Below are 17167 nucleotides of genomic sequence, written 5' to 3'. Positions count from 1 at the left end.
GAGCTATAGCATATTTCAGCCTGCAGATACGTCTTTCCCTATGCCTTAACTTGCCATCGGCTCGTCTGCGGTGTAGACACTCCCCTTACAATTAAGGAAAGGAAAGCTAAAAAAGAGATCTCTTCAGACAGGAGTAACATATGCGCCGCACTAAAATCGTCTGCACTATAGGGCCTGCGACAAACAGCGAGGAACGACTCGAACAATTAATAAGGGCCGGAATGAATGTTGCCCGCCTAAACTTTTCGCATGGCACCCAGCAAGAACATGCAGTTGTCATCGAGCGCATTCGCCGCATTTGCGCACGCCTGGGAAGCGCAGTTGCTATTCTACAAGATCTACAGGGACCCAAGATTCGCACCGGCCTGCTACAGGATGGGAAACCGGTCAAGCTAGTAGATGGGACGCAGATAATTATTACTACACGCGATATTATAGGAAATGCACAAATACTTTCCACAACCTATAAAGAGCTTGCACAGGATGTCAAACCAGGCGATCGCGTCCTGCTTAACGATGGCTTGCTTGAGCTGCGCGTCCTAGAAAGCGATGCTACAGACATTCGCTGCCTTGTCATCCACGGCGGCTTGCTTGGAGAGCACAAGGGCATCAATCTCCCGGGAGTTAGCGTCAGCGCACCCGCGCTCACCGAGAAGGATCGCGATGATTTACGCTTTGGTATTATGCACGATGTCGACTATGTAGCCCTGAGCTTTGTGCGTAAGCCAGAAGACGTTTTACAGGCCCAGCACTATATCCACGAGCTTCAGCTAGAGCACAGCAACGGCAACAAGCAGAAGCCCACGCCAATTCCTCTGATTACCAAGCTAGAGAAGCCAGAGGCGGTAGAACACCTCGACGATATTCTTGAAGTTACAGATGGAGTAATGGTAGCACGCGGGGACTTAGGCGTTGAAATGCCTGCGGAAAAAGTTCCGCTCATTCAGAAGCGCATCATAGCCAGGTGCAACGAGCTAGGATTGCCGGTGATTACTGCGACCCAGATGCTAGAATCGATGGTTAACAACCCGCGCCCAACCCGCGCCGAAGTCAACGATGTCTCTAACGCCGTCCTCGACGGCACCGATTCTGTCATGCTGAGCGCCGAAACTGCCACCGGCACTTACCCCATCGAAGCTGTCGAGATGATGGTACGCATCGCTCTGGAAACCGAGGCGGGAGATAGCACAGCGCGACCTCCTGAACACCAGAAGCTCACGCAGGCGCGGGCCGTAAGCCATGCCGCTCGCGCCCTGGCAGAAGAGGCCAGCGTCAAGGCTATTGTAGTCTTTACCCGCACAGGCAACTCAGCACATCTAATCTCAAAAGATCGCCCGCGCACGCCCATTCTGGCCTATACGCCTTCCGAGAAAGTACGCCGTCAGCTTGCGCTCTGGTGGGGAGTCTGGCCGCATTGTACTGAGATGCGTGGAAGCACTGAGGAGCTCATAGAAGAGGTTGAAAGGCGCCTGCAGGAAGATAAGCTCATCCAGAAAGGCGAATATGTGGTCATTATGGGTGGGCTACCAGTTGCAAGTTGGGCTCGCACTAACTTTGTCAAGCTCCATCGCGTCGATAGCGAAAAATGAGTGGCGCGCAAACGGCGCAAGCCCGGATCAGACTTCCAGGAGAGATGATGCGTAAAGAACGTTTCGCAGCGCTCTCAGGCGGCCCGGGCTTGCCAGGCCAACAAAAATAGGGATGAACAACGTCATCCCCTTTTGTTGCATATTACATTGCTTAAGCTCCACCATAAAGCGCAAACCACCCGCCTACAAAGCTCCGCGCTGATCGACTGTAACAATTCTTTAGAACAGCACAGGCAAATGTGCAGCGAAAATGGCGGGCCTATTCTGGCAACCAAAGGTGTAGCCAGAGCAAGGTGCGCCATATATTAGCGAATGCGCCCCAGGAAGTTACGCGTACGCTCATTTTCCGCATACTCAAAGATCTGTTCAGGCGGTCCCTGCTCCACGATAACTGCTTTATCCATAAAAATCACGTGATCAGCAACTTCGCGCGCAAAGCCCATCTCATGGGTCACCACGACCATCGTCATACCCTCCTCGGCAAGCTGGCGCATAACTTTCAGCACTTCTCCCACCAGTTCAGGGTCAAGGGCAGAGGTTGCTTCGTCAAAGAGCATGAGCTTAGGATTCATAGCTAGAGCACGCGCAATGGCGACGCGCTGTTGCTGGCCACCCGAAAGCTTATGAGGAAACGCAGATGCCTTATCGGCAAGACCTACCTTGGCCAGCAAAGCCATAGCTCGCTCCGTCACTTCTCCCACAGGCTGACGGAGAACATGCACAGGTGCCTCTATCACATTCTGCAAGGCCGTCATGTGGGCAAACAGATTAAAGCGCTGAAACACAAAGCCCACCTGCGAACGGATGCGCGCGATATTCGCCTCGCTATCTTCTACCACCCGTCCATCCACCTCCCGGTATCCCATCAGCTCGCCATCGATAAAGATACGCCCCGAATCGATTTTTTCCAGGTGATTCAGACAACGCAGCATGGTCGTCTTGCCGGAGCCGCTGGGGCCGATAATCACCACCACCTGACCACGTTTGACTGAGAGATCTACCTCGTTCAAGACGAGAAGATGCCCAAAACGCTTGACCACCTTCTCAGCGCGTACCATTTCTAACCCGCGCGCCTCTGCCTGATTCGTACTCATAAATTCCTAAAACCTCCTAGTGTCCACTGACCAGGGTACCACCAGCTCGGGATGATGAACCACCAAAACCGAGCATGCGCTCAGTCCAGCCCTTCTTCTCATACAGCTCATTTCTCGTTGTCCGATTCGGGTCCAGTCGATTCTCGATCCAGCTCTGGAAGTAGGTCCACAATGTCGTCAATACGAGATAATAGAGAGTCGCAACGAGGAGTAGTTCAAAGATAGTAAAGGTCGGGGAGCCAAAGACCTCAGCCGTATGAGTGAGCTCCATAAAGCCGATCACTGAAGCAATAGAGGTGGTCTTAAGCATATTATTGAACTCGTTGCCCAGAGGCGGAATGATCACACGCGCAGCCTGGGGAAGCACGATACGCCTCATAGCCAGGCCATAACGCATACCCAGAGCTTTGGCGGCTTCCATCTGGCCAGTATCTACCGAAGTAATGCCAGCACGAATAATCTCAGCCATATACGCGCCTTCATTCAGGGAGAAAGCAATCAAAACACAGAGATAATCAGGCAATAAAAACGCTGGATTCTGCACCACTTTGGGCAAGCCATCCCAGAGCAGCAAGACCTGAACTAGCAGCGGGCTACCGCGAAAGAACCAGATATAGACGCGAGCAGGCCAGGAAAGCAGAGGGAAACGCGACATACGCATCAAAGCCAGAAAAAGGCCGATCACAATGCCCAAAAATTGAGCCACGACCGAGATCCATAGCGTTGTCCACGCCGCCTGTAAAAAAAACTTTGAGAGGAGAAATTGTGAGAAAATGTCCCATCGAAACACTGGGAAGCCTCCTGATAAAGGGTTCCTGGCTACCCAACTTCATTTTAGCACCAGAGAGGATGAGCCAGGAATCTAACAACCGATAATTATGTATAAGCTGGAGTCGGCCATAGAGACTGTTTGCACCGAATTCAATTGCTTCATTTGTCATAGACTGTCAAAGGGATTTCCAGTTTTCAGCATATGACAAGTCGCCTTGATTGCAATGACTATCGAAGCATGCCCTCTGGCATAGTTAATTATTGTATCACGATAACTAACCATCTAGCTGCTGCATAGGCTAAGCGCATTGCACGCGAAATCTGCTACAGCAAGGCCTGTTTTCCCACCGCCACGCTGCGGCCTGGGCCTGGTTCCAGTTGAAGAGTCCACTTCATCATTCCAGCCTGTACAATGGCAAAGTCCTACTTCCATACTCTATCTAAGCAACAAATGAGTAGTAACTACCAGGCTTTCTATCACCGCGATGGTAAAAAACTAGCACGCAGGCATATGCATCCATAAGGATATCGAGGATAGAGCAGAGTCCGCACGTTGCGAGTAGGTATACACTCGCTCAACTTCATTTGTCCAGGCATTAAAAGTTCCCTAGTGCATTCTCAAGAGCCTCATTTGGAGTGAGTGGTATACTGAAAAAGGAGGGCTATAGCGCTTGGCAGCCCTTTTCTCTGACTCCGGCTGAGGAGACTGCAACGATAATATAAAGTGTTCCCGGCTTATCCCATTGAAGCTCAAGATAAATAAGCCAGGAACCTGCAAATCCAGCGCCTATGCGTATACCTTGCTATCAGCTGTCAAGGCAATCTTCTGCACTGGGTTCAACTGCCACTTCGCAAAGAGTTTATCATATGAGCCATCAGCCTTGATGGCCTTAAATGCTGCCTGAACGGCATCAATCATCGAGCTATCGCCCTTGCGCAGTGCAATTCCTTCAGGGGCAGCATTGACAATCGAGCCCGCTACCTCAAACTGGCCGGGGTTGAGCTTGAGATAATAATCGGTCACCGGCGAGTCCTGGTAGGTTGCCACGACACGCTTATTCAAGAGCAACTGGATAACATCGGTCTGGTCTTTCAAGACAGTCAGATGGATTGCCTGCTTGCCAGCAGCAGTACAATCTTTGCTGGCGGCATTGAGAGCATCCAGCTCTACAGTACCATCCTGCACGCCTGCAGTCTTTCCGCATAAATCCTTGATACTCTTAAACTGCTCGGGATTGCCTTTCTGTACCAGCAGGGATTGACCTGCGTTAAAATACGGGATCAGCTCCGCCTTCTGCTTGCGCTCATCGTTAATCGTCACAGCAGAAATAACCACATCGTAGCGCTTGGCATTGAGATCATCGATGATTGTATTGAAGTTGGCCTTCTTAACATCCACCTTCAATCCCATCCGTTGGGCTATTTCCGTAATCAAGTCAATATCGAACCCTGTAGCCTGCCCGGTTGCAGTATCTACAAATTCCTGTGGAGGATAGGTAGTATCGCTTCCTACAGTCAAGGTTCCTGCAGTAATCAGGTCGGTAGGTGCGGCAATCGATGGCTTCGCAGTAGGGGTCGTCCCGGTAGTTGCAGCAGTGCCGCCATTACTGCCACAAGCAGCCACCAGCAGAGAAAGCCCAACCAGCAAACTGAGAAATAATAGGCCCAGAGGGGCACGTTTGCTTGGAGCATCAGAGAAACGGGATAACATGAAGATTACCTCCTCAAGTAGACATAAATAGGCGTGCAGCTAACTGTAGTGTAGCACAAATTTGTAAACATGCAATAAGAAATGTCTACTCCTTTTCCTTCCAATTCAGTGTTTATATTCTCAACACATTCCCTACAAATCTTCACTTTATTTGTAATTTATAGCAAAAATCGCTTCCTTAAATCAACCCACAGCTCATCAGATAGTGTAAATCGTATAAAAACATGCTGCAAATCTCTCTTCAAGAGTACGCACGATCTATGCCGGCTCTGCTTATGCCTGCTCCTCTCTATCCTCTACCATAAAAGCAGGGCTAATGAGTGATGATTACTATACTGTTTCCGCATGATGTAATCGGTTGGAGCGCCATGCGGCAGGAGGAATGCATCTTCATCAGTATCTTTCAGGATCAGCTTTGCAGAAGCGAAAAATGCTGCCTGGCAAGTCTTCCTTTGTCATTTTTGCTCACGATTGGCTCCCATAACGAAGTGTTACTTCCCCATCGCCTGTGCTATAATCTGGTGGTATGGAGCCAATAGATCGAGCAGCGCATAACATTGTAGATAGGCGTTGCATGTTATTGCAATGTTGCAACAAGAGGCACGGCAGTGTCGGCGTTAAGTTCAAGGCAGCTTGAAACGTAGTAGATGGAGCACACTGAATACATGACAACTCAAGAGCAAGGTGCGATCCCTGTTCCGCAGGTAGAAGAACGCACACCTATACCTAAGCAAAACCTGCGCGTCCCAGGTCCAACTCCGATCCCATCAGAGGTGTTAGCAGCGCAAACCAACCCGATGATCAACCATCGCGGCCCAGAGTTTGCAGCCATTGCCAGGCGTGTTACGGCGCGTTTACAGTACTTCTTCCAAACCACCTCTCCTGTATTGACCTTTCCAGCCTCAGGGACAGGCGGACAAGAAAGTGCAGTCGTTAATCTCTTCTCGCCCGGCGATCACGTTGTAGCGATCACCATCGGAAATTTTGGCAATCGCCTTGCCAAAATTGCTGAGGCTTATGGACTCAATGTGACCCGTATCGAATTTCCCTGGGGACAGGCGGCCGATCCCGCCTCTGTCGAAGCTCGACTGAAAGAGCTCCCTTCCTATAAAGGTGTTCTGCTCACGCATAACGAGACCTCCACAGGAGTCACCAACGATTTAGAGGCCCTGGCAGCACTTATTCGTCGCCTTGCGCCCGAGACCTTGATAGTCGTCGATGCTGTGAGTTCCGCCGGCAGCATCCCTCTGGATATGGATCGCTGGGATCTCGATGCTGTCTTTACCGGCTCCCAAAAAGGCTGGATGACTCCCCCAGGAATTATGATGATTGCAGCGAGTCCGCGCGCCTGGGAAGCCAACAAGACGGCAAGACTCCCACGTTTCTATTTTGATTGGGGTCCAGCGCGCAAGCAATTGCTGGAAAAAGGCCAGCACCCAACCACACCTGCCGTCTCAGTCTTTTATGCCCTGGATGTGGCTCTGGAGATGATGCTCGCAGAAGGACGGGAGGCGATCTTTGCCCGTCAGCAACAAGCGGGAGACTATGTACGCGGGCGTGTCAGGGCCATGGGCTTGCAGCTCTTTGCTGATCACCAAAATGCTTCAAATACCGTAACCGCCATTAAAGTGCCGGAAGGGATTGATAGTAAAGCTTTGCTCAAGAAGCTACGAGAACAAGATCGCATTGTTTTCGCCGGTGGCCAGGCTCATCTTGAAGGGAAAATTTTCCGCATTGGCCATCTTGGGTACTTCACTGAAGCGGACCTGGCTCAAGCGCTGGACACATTAGAGCAGCGTCTGCACGAATTTGGTTTTAAAAGCTAGCATGCAGGGGGAAAAACATGGCAGAGGCACATGATAGGGCTGCAGATACTGCAGAAGCTACTCAAACAATAAAGATTCTCATTACCGATCGTATCGCACACGAAGGCATTGATCTCCTGCGTGCGCAACTTCCTGAGGCTCAGATTGATGAGCGACCGGGACTAAAGCCAGAGCAGCTCAAGGCGGCGATTGGCGATTATCATGCCCTTATTGTACGCAGTGAGACACAGGTAACGGCTGAGGTACTGGCAGCGGCAACCAATCTAAAGATCGTCGGACGGGCTGGAGTAGGCGTCGATAATATCGATACCGAAGCGGCCACGCGTCAGGGCATTATCGTTGTTAATTCGCCCACCGGCAATATTATAGCTGCGGCCGAGCATTCCATCGCGATGCTGATGTCGCTGGCTCGGCATGTGCCGGGCGCCAATGCCAGTATGAAAGCCGGAAAGTGGGAGAAAAGCCGCTTTCTTGGCGTTGAGGTGCGTAACAAAGTATTGGGAGTCGTTGGTCTCGGTAAAGTTGGTATGGCCGTGGCGCGGCGGGCGCAAGGCCTGGAGATGCAAATCATCGCCTTTGATCCTTTTGTTGCGCCCGAGCAAGCCCGCAAAAATGGCGTTACCATGCTCTCCCTGGAAGAGCTCCTCCAGCAGGCCGATTTTATTACGCTCCATACGTCGCTGACCAGCGGCCCCAACGGAACGCGGGGCTTGATCGGCGAACATGAGCTAAGCCTGATGAAACCGGGAGCGCGCCTTATCAACTGCGCGCGTGGCGGCCTTATCGACGAGGCGGCCTTGCTCAAAGCGCTTGAGGAAAAGCACATCGCGGGAGCAGCACTTGACGTCTTCAGTCAAGAGCCCATTCGCGACAACGAAACGTTGAAGCAGCTCGTGGCCCATGAGCGCGTCATTGTCACGCCCCATCTAGGAGCCTCAACCGAAGAAGCCCAGATCGGGGTAGCCACCGATGTCGCCGAACAAGTCGTTACAGTCCTGCGCGGCGATTTCCCGCGCGCAGCCGTCAATGCGCCACTTATTCTTTCCGAAACGCTGAAGATCCTGCAGCCCTACATGTCCCTTGTCGAAAAGATGGGACGTCTCTATACGCAGTTGCAGCCAGGACCCTTGAGCAAAATCGAGCTCTCTTACAACGGCGACATCGCGAACTACGATCTGCGCCCACTTCAGGCTGCCTTAATCAAGGGCTTACTGGAATCGGTCTCTGACGCGCACGTCAATATGGTGAACGCCCAGGTCATCGCCAAAGAATGGGGCCTGGAAATCGTTGAGCAGAAATCGAGCACCCCGGCCGAATTCGCCAACCAGGTTACCTTACGCGTCGTCAGTACTAACGGCTATGCATCCTCTCTTGCCGGCAAAGCAGGCACAGACAACGAGCAGATCGAGGTCTTAAGCGGCACCGTCATGCACGGTATCCCGCGCATCGTGCGAGTTGGGCGCTACTGGCCCGAATTCGTGCCTGAAGGCTATATCCTCTTCTGCCGCAATCCTGACCAACCTGGCATGATCGGGCGTGTAGGAGGTATCCTTGGCAAGGTGAATGTCAACATTCATCGCATGGATGTAGGTCCAAGCACGCGTAAGCGCCATCATACGCAACAGGATAGCCCAGATGTAGCCTTAATGGTTATCTCTGTCGATGATCCTATTCCCAACTGGGCACTCGATGAGCTAAGCAAAACTGGTGATATTATCGGTGTGACCATGGTCAAATTCTAGAGGCGCGGGCTGCGCCTCTACCCTTGCGCTCTCTCTTATGCATGCAGCAGGTCTCGGCTACATTCAGCCTCTTCGCAGTCCTCTGCGGGGCTGGGTACCAGCTCAAAGCGAGAGCGCAAGTATCGTTTGACCATATACATTCCAGCAAAATAAAGCGCTAAAAGCAAGGCTATTGCGCAGAGGGCAGGAACTGTGTAATGGTAGAGCAGATGGACAGCCAGCATCCAGCGTTGCCCAAGGTACCAACCCACAGTAAGCATGCCACAACACCAGATAAGCGAGCCAGCTGAAGCAGCCAGAAAGAATGTCAATTTCTTCATGCGCGCTATGCCTGCCGGAAAACAGGCAAAGGGGCGTATATAGGGAATCATACGCGAGAAGAAAACCATCCCGGTGCCTGCTCGCAGGAACCAGCGCTCCACGATATTCACCATGCGTCGCTTGCCATGCAATAGTAGAGTCATGCGCAGAAGTAGCCTGCGACCACCTCTTTTCCCTACTGCATAGGCTACGCATGCGCCAACGATGCTTCCCAGGCTCGCTGCAACGGTCAACTGCCATATATCGAGATAGCCAAAGGATGCCAGCGCTCCAGTAAATAACAGCAATGTGCTGTTCGCAATAGGAATGCCAGAACTTTCCAAAGCCAGCACTACAGCAACGATCAAATAGATCAATAGTGGATTTACGTGCATTAAAAAATGTGTCACAGCGTAAAGCACGAAACTCTCCCCTTCTTTTCGTAGCAACCTGAAGGAGGCCATTCACTGCTCGCACAGGAGCATTATTTTCTTATCCAATCACTGTACTATTACGAACGAGCAGATCAGATAGTTACCGAAAAAAACAATTTATACACTTTTGCGACAAATTCGTAACATTTTCGCACTTCTTTATAGCTATGCTTTAGCCTAGATGATGATCGGGTGACCAGGGCGAAGGTGCAGCCGTTATAAACTTCACAACCCTACTTGCGCCCAAACGTAATCTAAAATGCCAGACAAGACATTTACGATACACTCCCAATGCTAACTAACCCCGTGTGCAAGTTTTTGCACCGCCTGCGGCGGTGAGGAGGGAAGAGAGGCTGTGGCATGCCCCATTACCTCTCCCCGGAGAGGGTTCCACCGACAGGGGCAGCGCCTGTGTTACCTGTCCCGGACTGGTCTGCCCTGTTTCTCAAAAGTTGCACATCGCGTTAACTAACGAAAGGTATAAGAGAGAGCACTTAATGACTACATCTACACCCTCAACTGCTAAAAATCGAGGTGTGATCCGGCCCACTTTGGGCCAGGCTCGATTTGCTTTTGTAGTTCTGCTAATTATTAACATTCTTAATTACGCAGATCGCTCAATACTTTCGGCAATAGCTCCCAAGCTACAGGCCGATCTGCATCTTACAAACACCGATCTCGGTTTACTTGCCTCCTCATTTCTCTTCATCTATGCAATCGCGACCCTTCCCATAGGGATCTGGGCGGATAGAGGCATAAGAAAAAATATCGTTGCCCTCTGTGTGGGGCTCTGGAGCATCGCTACCGCGCTTGGTGGATTAACCCACACTTTTATTCATCTCTTTCTCACGCGTTCGGTACTCGGCATCGGAGAAGCCGGCTATGCGCCAGCCTCCCAATCGCTGATTGGCGACTATTTTCCTAAATCGCAACGCGCGCGTGTCCTCTCCTACTGGTCAGTAGGAACCTTGATCGGGACGGCATTGGGCCTTGTCTGTGGTGGACTGATAGCAGAGCATTTTGGTTGGCGTTGGGCTTTCTTTGTTGTTGGCATACCAGGGCTGCTCACAGCCCTCTTAATCTGGCGCTCGGTTGAGCCAAGCCGAGGGGCCTTTGATAATGACGAAGAAGGAGGCAAGGATATAGTTGCCGGTCATGGAGGTGTCGGCAAGGATATCCTTACAGTTATCAAGCGTATCGCGAAAATCCCCACTTACTGGATTCTTCTAGTAGCCTTCATTTTCAGCTTCTTTACGATTGGTAGCGCTCAGTTCTGGATACCGACCTACTTCGTGCGCGCGTTTAACCTTACTGTAGGACAGGCCGCGTCCATTTCTGGCGGTGTATTAGCCGGAGGCAGCCTTATAGGCACACTATTAGGAGGATGGCTGGCTGATCTTCTACAGAAGCGGCGCCCTCAGGGACGTTTGATCGTGGCCACATTTGCCTTGATTGTAGGCTCACCGCTCACCTTACTGGCTCTTTCCATCCATGAGATGACCCCTTTTATCATCGTATTCATCCTGGCCATAGTTTGCCTGAGCCTGTGCCTGGGACCACTTAACGCAGCCATTCAGGATATCATTGCTCCAGAGATGCGTTCCACAGCGATTGGCGTGGTCTTGCTTCTGGCCCACCTTCTTGGCGATGCAGCCTCTCCTTCTATAGTTGGGGCGATCGCAGACCGTACTTCGCTCGGCTTTGCCCTGATCATCACAGCCCCAATCTGCTTGCTCATAGCGGGGCTGATTTGTCTTGCCGGACTAAGGACAGTTGCCCGTGATATGAAAGCTATGCAGGATCAGCTTAATCAGCAGCACGCTTGAGTGCGGCAAATGAGGCGAGATGCCAGGTCTATAACATGTCACCTGGCACCTCGCGCTATTCTTGGAACAAAGAAAACCGCCGATCATATGATCGGCGGTTTTTTCGGAAGCGGGTTGCGGGACTCGAACCCGTGATCTCAACTTTGGGAAAGTTGCATGTTACCACTACACCAAACCCGCTAGTTACCTTACAAGATGGATTATAGCCTATTCATACCTAAAAGTCAACCCCTCAGGCTGCCCTTATGGCCCTTTGTCACGTCTTAAAAAGGGGATAAGCTATAACATGAAAGCAATAATAGCACGTAACTCATCTGCATCCTGGCCGTATATACCAACAGAAGGCCGCCCTTAAGCTATCAGGAGGAATAAGACTATATGGGATTTTTCTCACGCCTTAGCAATTTTCTACATATGCAGGCAAATGCTGCACTGGATAAGGCCGAAGACCCGGGACAGGTCATGGACTATTCCTATACGCGGCAACTAGAACAACTCCAACAATTACGCCGGGCAATTACAGATGTAGCAACCAATAAAAAACGCCTGGAGCTCCAACAATCACAATCGCTCACTAAAGTAAATACGCTTAATGAGCAGGCTTGCCAGGCCTTAAAGGCTCAACGCGAAGATCTTGCATATATGGCCCTACAGAAAAAGGAAACTATTTTGGAGCATGTGAATAGCTATGAACAACAGGTAGCACAACTACAGGCGCAAGAAGAGAATCTGATCTCAATGGAACGCCAACTCTCAGCGCGTATTGAAGCATTTCGTACCCAGAAAGAAATGGTTAAGGCTCAATATAGCGCAGCTCAGGCTCAGGTAAAGATCAATGAAACTCTTACCAGTCTCTCACATGAGACAAGTGAGATGGGCCTGGCAATGCAACGCGCCCAGGATAAAGTTCTTACTATGCAAGCGCATGCCAATGCAATGGAAACGCTTATCGAACAAGGAACCTTGAGCGAGCAAGGCCTGCCAGGCACTAGCGATCCTCTCGACCGCGAACTGCAACACATCGCCGCCCAACAAAACATAGAAGCTCAGCTGCAAGCGCTAAAACAGCAACTACACGCTGGTAACTCGTGGGAACAAAAGCAAATTGAAGGGCCAGCCACTTAAATCAAGTAGGCTGGCCTTTCTTCTTAGCTTTTTCTTTTTGCGCTTTATAATACGACTTTGGCTTGGGACGCCGCTCGGTATCTACATACGCTGCTGGAGCTGCATCCTCGCGTGCCGAAATTTCCGATTCATCACGCTCACTTATAAGCTCTTGCAAATCGTTATAGACATTATAGTTATCGCTTACTTCTGGCATACGCAACATATGACGCAAAACCTGTATTTGAGAGATATTGGTTCTATCTGCTCTGGCCGGCTCGGATTTGCGCAATAGCATCTCTATCAGATCCATACTGTCATCATGCGCGCCAATACGTTCAAGGCGGTCTCGCACCACCAGCAATTGCTCATATAAATTCATGACACACTCTCCTCTTATCGCGGACACATAAGTCGGCTAAGAGGTATGGTAGCATAGAGCATATCACCCGTCAAATTATCATTACTTCTTCCATTCACTACTTCGCTACCGTGGCAAGCTTTGTGGCAGAGCAATATAAAAGGTTGAGCCTTCGTTGGGGATTCCTTTGCTTTCAACCCAGATATAACCATCCATAGCTGTTACCAGCCGCCTGCAAAGATAGAGGCCCCATCCAGCACCTCGCTGCTCGCTATTGTGTGAACCTGGCAAACGCATAAATTTTGAGAACAATTGCGCTTGATCTTCAGCGGCTATCCCTGGTCCCCGATCTTGTACAGCGATAATAATATAATGCTCGGCGGGCAGCGTATTATTTTGTCCTGGCAGGGGCGCTAAGAGCTGACGCATCCCTTCTCTGGATATTCTTTCAGCGCCAATAACAATCTCTGCCTGGGCTGGCGTATACTTCAGAGCGTTGCCAACAATATTGAGCAGGACCTGGCGCAACCTTAAATCATCCACCCACGCGTACATATTCTCGGACGTATGCACATTCACAACTCTCTTCTGCCTGGTAATTGTCGGCTCTAGAATTTCCAGGATCTGCTGAACCGCACTTGATACTGAAACAGTGCTTAACTTGAGCGTAACCCAGGCTTGATCGATATTGCTGGCATCCATCATATTACCAAGCAACAGCACCAACTCGTCACAGGCGCGATACGCGTTGGTAATAAAATGCCTCCTCTTCTCCTCATCCAGCATCGCTCCCTGTATGTTCAACAATTCAAGATAGCCCTGGATAGCAGTCAAAGGAGTTCGCAACTCATGCGAGGCGGTCATAAGGAAATTATTCTTTAGTTCTTCGGACTCCTGAGCCTGCTTCACGGCTTTGCGCAGATCGGCATATAAAAGCGCATTGGTGATCGCCAAGCCAGCCTGCACGCCGATCTCCTTCAGGATCTCTGCATGCCTCTTATGGTAAACATAGGGCTGATAGCTCTGTACCGAGATTGTGCCGATGACCTCCTCGCCATAGAGAATAGGCACAAAAAGTAATGATTCTGTCGGGCGCATACTTCCGAGAAGCTGATTATCGACAATTACGCCATAAGCTCTTGCAAAAGCTCTATATTCCTCTCCAGTGGAAAAGATATACTCACTTCTCTGTTTGGCGATAATGGCTTGCCTCCAGGGCAAAATCAGGGAACTGGTTTGTGGGGTATAGAGTATGCCTTCATCAACAAGATAAGCTAAGTTTAGCCCATCCTGCTCTCGACGATACACAAGAAAACAATCAATCGGCATTAAGTTCTTGATCTGCTCATACATAGTGCTATATGCCGCGTTTATATCTTTTAAAGCGTCAGGAGCACATAAAATGCGTCCTATCTCTAGTAATGCGGCACGCTCTTCGCTACTGCGTCGGGCTTCCTCGTAGAGACGCGCACCCTCAATCGCTACTGCAGCCTGATTAGCAAACAACTCCAATAGCTCTATTGTTTCAGGGGTAGGTCGCAAGCCATTGAGCGGCGCATCCGGGGTTAAGAAGCCAAGAAGCGTATTATCAACGCTTAATAAAGGTATGATGAGAAGATCATGGGGGCACCAGCGCTGCGAGTTTTTAAGCTCTTCAGGAGATAAATTAGAAGATTCTACAGGCTCATAATCGTCGCCGACAACAAAAAACGAGTTCAGACCCTGATCTTGCCAGGCAGGAGCTTCCTGCGGCACAAAATAAGAGTTGCTGATACGATATAATTCATTTGTAAGTTGTCGGACAATCTTTTCCGGTAATGGATGTTCTTTCAGGTATTTTTCTTGTTCAGGCCTCGTCCCTACAACAGCCTGCATCCTGAAAGAGCCAATATTATCAGAAAGATATAAGGCACAATAGCGAAACCGCAAGGCTTCACAAGTTGCCTCTGCTACCTGGGTCAGTAACGTTCCAACATCCATCTGGAGGCGCAACGAAGACCCGATAGATATGATATATTTCAATATATCTTTCTGAGCTTTAACATGATCTGCATCTAGCTGCGTATGCCCAGGCATCTTATCTTTGGCGCTCTCTGGAAGATAGACTTCTTACTCTACTACTAGCATAGTTTATTACCCGCATTATAACACAGCAAGAGAGATTATTCTCAATTAATTGCCTCCAGTACTACTAAATTAGTATAAAAAGTGCTGCCCCCATTAAAATCTGCTAGCCTATCTGAGGTGGTCCAGTTAACATTACGCTGATCTGGACTGAACTTAGGCCACCAGACGCTGGTTGTTGCCAGTACTCCAGGCCGAACCTCTTCAGTTACCCTGGCAACGAGACGGCACCAGCCACGCTCATTGCTCACGCGGACTAGCTGTCCGCTACGAATGCCACGCCGCTCTGCATCCTGTGGATGAATGCTTAAAGTGGGCTCCCCCTGCTTGGTAATCATACTTTCCACATTGCCAAAGGTTGAGCTGATAAAATGGTGGGAAGCCGGACATAAGAGAGGAAGCTTCTCATCTACTGTGGTAGATACATCTCTGCCATCGCGTGCCTCAACCTCCGGTACCCAGTCCGGCACGGGATCGTATCCCTTTTCTGCTGCACGCTCCGAATAGAACTCTACTTTACCAGAAGGTGTGGGAAAATTTCCATCGGCAAATGGAGTGCGCTGGCTCTCTGAGAGCGTAAACGGGATCGAACCCTCAGCCTGCAAGCGTGCAAAAGTAATCCCGGTAAGGCTGGGATTAGCTGGCCTTGATGCTTCAAGCATCTCACGAATGACAGTATCTGCATCATCTTGCAGCCATTGTTCAGTAAATCCCATAGCAGCAGCAAGGGTGCGCATGACATTCCAGTTGCTACGAGCTTCGCCAAGTGGCGCAATCGCTGGGGTATTATACTGCAGAGAGAGATGCCCATATGGCTTATGTATATCAACCTGCTCAAGCTGGCTGGTCGCTGGCAGTACGATATCGGCAAAGCGCGCTGTATCAGTCTCAAAGAGCTCATGAACAACTGTAAACAGGTCTTCGCGCATCAGGCCCTCGGCGATTTTACCCGAGTTAGGTGTAGAGGCTGCCGGGTTCGCGTTATAAACGTAGAGCGAGTAGATAGGAGGATCAGCTTCGCCAGTCAGGATAGCGCCCAGACGATTCATATTCAGAGTGCGCGGAGGCGGCGGACAGGCCGGATCATACGAGCGGGCCATGGTTTCTTTATCCCACGAGAGCCAGTCGCTGGTACTGTACATGAGCCCACCACCGGGCCGACCATACTGGCCTGTGACCGCAGGTAAACAGGCTAACATACGTACTGTCTGGCCGCCATTGGTATGGCGATTAATCCCATCTGAGACGCGTAGCATGGCAGGCGAGGTGGTAGCGTAGGTTCGTGCCAGATCGATAATGGTCTCAGGAGCCAGCCCGGTAATCTGTGCTGCCCGCGCGGGAGGAAACTGCATGGCGCGCTCAAGCAAATGCTCCCAGCCCTGCGTATGCTCGGCAATCCAGTGGGCATTATGTAAGCCCTCGGTCACCATTACATTGACTAACGCCAGCGCTAGCGCCGCATCGGTTCCCGGGAAAGGTTGGATATGTTGATCGGCAGAGCGGGCCGTCAGGGTGCGAATAGGATCAATCACAATCACACGCGCTCCCTGGCGCTGGGCCTGGCGCAAAAAAGGCATCACGTGCGGAGCAGTGCTAGCCGGATTGCTGCCCCAGATCAGGATAAGCTTGCTCTGTACCAGCATCTCCGGTGAAGGAGCAAGACGACCGCCAACTGTCAGCAGCACAGCTTCTTCAGCAGCATGTCCACAGATGGCCCGCTCCAATCTACAAGCGCCCAGGCGATTCCAGAAACGAGTATCAGTGACAGCTCCCTGGACGAGACCAAGGGTACCAGCATAGCTATACGGCAATATACATTGCGCACCATGCTGAGCAATGATATCGCGCCAACGGGTAGTTATTTCCGCCACGGCCTCATCCCAGCTAATACGTTCAAACTTGCCGCTCCCCTTGGGTCCAACGCGACGCATAGGATAAAGCAAACGTTCAGGATGATATACCCGCTCTAGATAATGATTGACCTTGGCACACAGCCATCCACGCGTCACCTGATGATCTGCTCTCCCGCGTACACTTACGGCTCTCCCATCTTCATCTACCTTGATCTCCAGGGCACAACAATCAGGACAATCGTGAGGACAGGAACCATAGACGACTCGAAGTTGGCGCTCTTTTTTCGCTGGAGCAGACATCTGCAGTGACATATGCGATCATCCTTTCAAAGCTATACCGATCTTGGATAATATCATAGTGTACTGTGCCATAGGAGCTGGTCAATCGTCAAGAGCCATTTAAACTGCTCCTTTCCTACCAATGAAGCCTTT

General features: G+C 50.7%; 12 protein-coding genes and 1 tRNA gene. 5 read left to right on the top strand and 8 right to left on the bottom strand.

Annotation, left to right across the window (positions count from 1 at the left end; translation table 11 throughout):
- The first annotated feature begins 140 nt into the window (after positions 1-140).
- On the top strand, positions 141-1589 hold the full coding sequence (gene pyk / locus EPA93_RS42615) for a pyruvate kinase (protein ID WP_129893386.1): 1449 nt from the start codon (positions 141-143) through the stop codon (positions 1587-1589).
- 305 nt (positions 1590-1894) lie between these two features.
- Here the strand turns inward: pyk and EPA93_RS42610 are convergent, their stop codons facing one another.
- The 3 genes from EPA93_RS42610 to EPA93_RS42600 all read right to left on the bottom strand — a co-directional run bounded on the left by EPA93_RS42610 (position 1895) and on the right by EPA93_RS42600 (position 5165).
- Positions 1895-2683 (bottom strand): amino acid ABC transporter ATP-binding protein, encoded by a 789-nt coding sequence (locus EPA93_RS42610; RefSeq protein WP_340689227.1) that lies wholly within the window; start codon positions 2681-2683, stop codon positions 1895-1897.
- Positions 2684-2699: 16 nt separating this feature from the next.
- Positions 2700-3473, bottom strand: coding sequence for an amino acid ABC transporter permease (locus EPA93_RS42605; RefSeq protein ID WP_129893385.1), 774 nt, complete (start codon positions 3471-3473; stop codon positions 2700-2702).
- A gap of 768 nt (positions 3474-4241) precedes the next feature.
- Complete coding sequence (locus tag EPA93_RS42600) at positions 4242-5165, bottom strand: ABC transporter substrate-binding protein (RefSeq protein WP_129893384.1); 924 nt, start codon at positions 5163-5165, stop codon at positions 4242-4244.
- 665 nt (positions 5166-5830) lie between these two features.
- On the opposite strand from EPA93_RS42600, the gene EPA93_RS42595 reads away from it, so the two are divergent.
- Both EPA93_RS42595 and serA read left to right on the top strand, forming a co-directional pair.
- The gene (locus EPA93_RS42595; protein ID WP_129893383.1) at positions 5831-6991 is read left to right on the top strand and encodes a pyridoxal-phosphate-dependent aminotransferase family protein; all 1161 of its coding nucleotides are present in this window, start codon (positions 5831-5833) and stop codon (positions 6989-6991) included.
- Between the two features lie 17 nt (positions 6992-7008).
- Positions 7009-8733 (top strand): phosphoglycerate dehydrogenase, encoded by a 1725-nt coding sequence (gene serA / locus EPA93_RS42590; RefSeq protein WP_129893382.1) that lies wholly within the window; start codon positions 7009-7011, stop codon positions 8731-8733.
- Between the two features lie 35 nt (positions 8734-8768).
- Here serA and EPA93_RS42585 read toward each other — a convergent pair whose 3' ends face one another.
- Positions 8769-9455 carry a DedA family protein gene (locus tag EPA93_RS42585; protein ID WP_165423767.1) on the bottom strand — a complete coding sequence of 229 codons (687 nt, stop codon included), beginning with the start codon at positions 9453-9455 and terminating at the stop codon, positions 8769-8771.
- Between the two features lie 509 nt (positions 9456-9964).
- Between EPA93_RS42585 and EPA93_RS42580 the strand changes: the two genes are divergently transcribed.
- Complete coding sequence (locus EPA93_RS42580; protein WP_129893380.1) at positions 9965-11293, top strand: spinster family MFS transporter; 1329 nt, start codon at positions 9965-9967, stop codon at positions 11291-11293.
- Between the two features lie 108 nt (positions 11294-11401).
- Here EPA93_RS42580 and EPA93_RS42575 read toward each other — a convergent pair.
- Positions 11402-11473, bottom strand: a tRNA-Gly gene (locus tag EPA93_RS42575).
- Positions 11474-11671: 198 nt separating this feature from the next.
- Here EPA93_RS42575 and EPA93_RS42570 point away from each other — a divergent pair.
- Positions 11672-12418, top strand: a complete 747-nt coding sequence (locus EPA93_RS42570; RefSeq protein ID WP_129893379.1) for a PspA/IM30 family protein — start codon at positions 11672-11674, stop codon at positions 12416-12418.
- Between the two features lies 1 nt (position 12419).
- Here EPA93_RS42570 and EPA93_RS42565 read toward each other — a convergent pair whose 3' ends face one another.
- From EPA93_RS42565 to EPA93_RS42555, 3 genes are all read right to left on the bottom strand, one after another.
- Positions 12420-12779, bottom strand: coding sequence for a hypothetical protein (locus tag EPA93_RS42565; protein WP_129893378.1), 360 nt, complete (start codon positions 12777-12779; stop codon positions 12420-12422).
- A 105-nt stretch (positions 12780-12884) separates the two neighbouring features.
- Positions 12885-14834 (bottom strand): GAF domain-containing sensor histidine kinase, encoded by a 1950-nt coding sequence (locus tag EPA93_RS42560; protein WP_129893377.1) that lies wholly within the window; start codon positions 14832-14834, stop codon positions 12885-12887.
- A gap of 92 nt (positions 14835-14926) precedes the next feature.
- Positions 14927-17047 (bottom strand): molybdopterin-containing oxidoreductase family protein, encoded by a 2121-nt coding sequence (locus EPA93_RS42555; protein WP_129893376.1) that lies wholly within the window; start codon positions 17045-17047, stop codon positions 14927-14929.
- Positions 17048-17167: the final 120 nt, after the last annotated feature.

This window comes from Ktedonosporobacter rubrisoli (assembly GCF_004208415.1).
GTDB classification, from domain to species: Bacteria; Chloroflexota; Ktedonobacteria; order Ktedonobacterales; family Ktedonobacteraceae; genus Ktedonosporobacter; species Ktedonosporobacter rubrisoli.
Note: the sequence above shows the minus strand (reverse complement) of the source record. Positions and strands in the feature narration are given on the sequence as shown.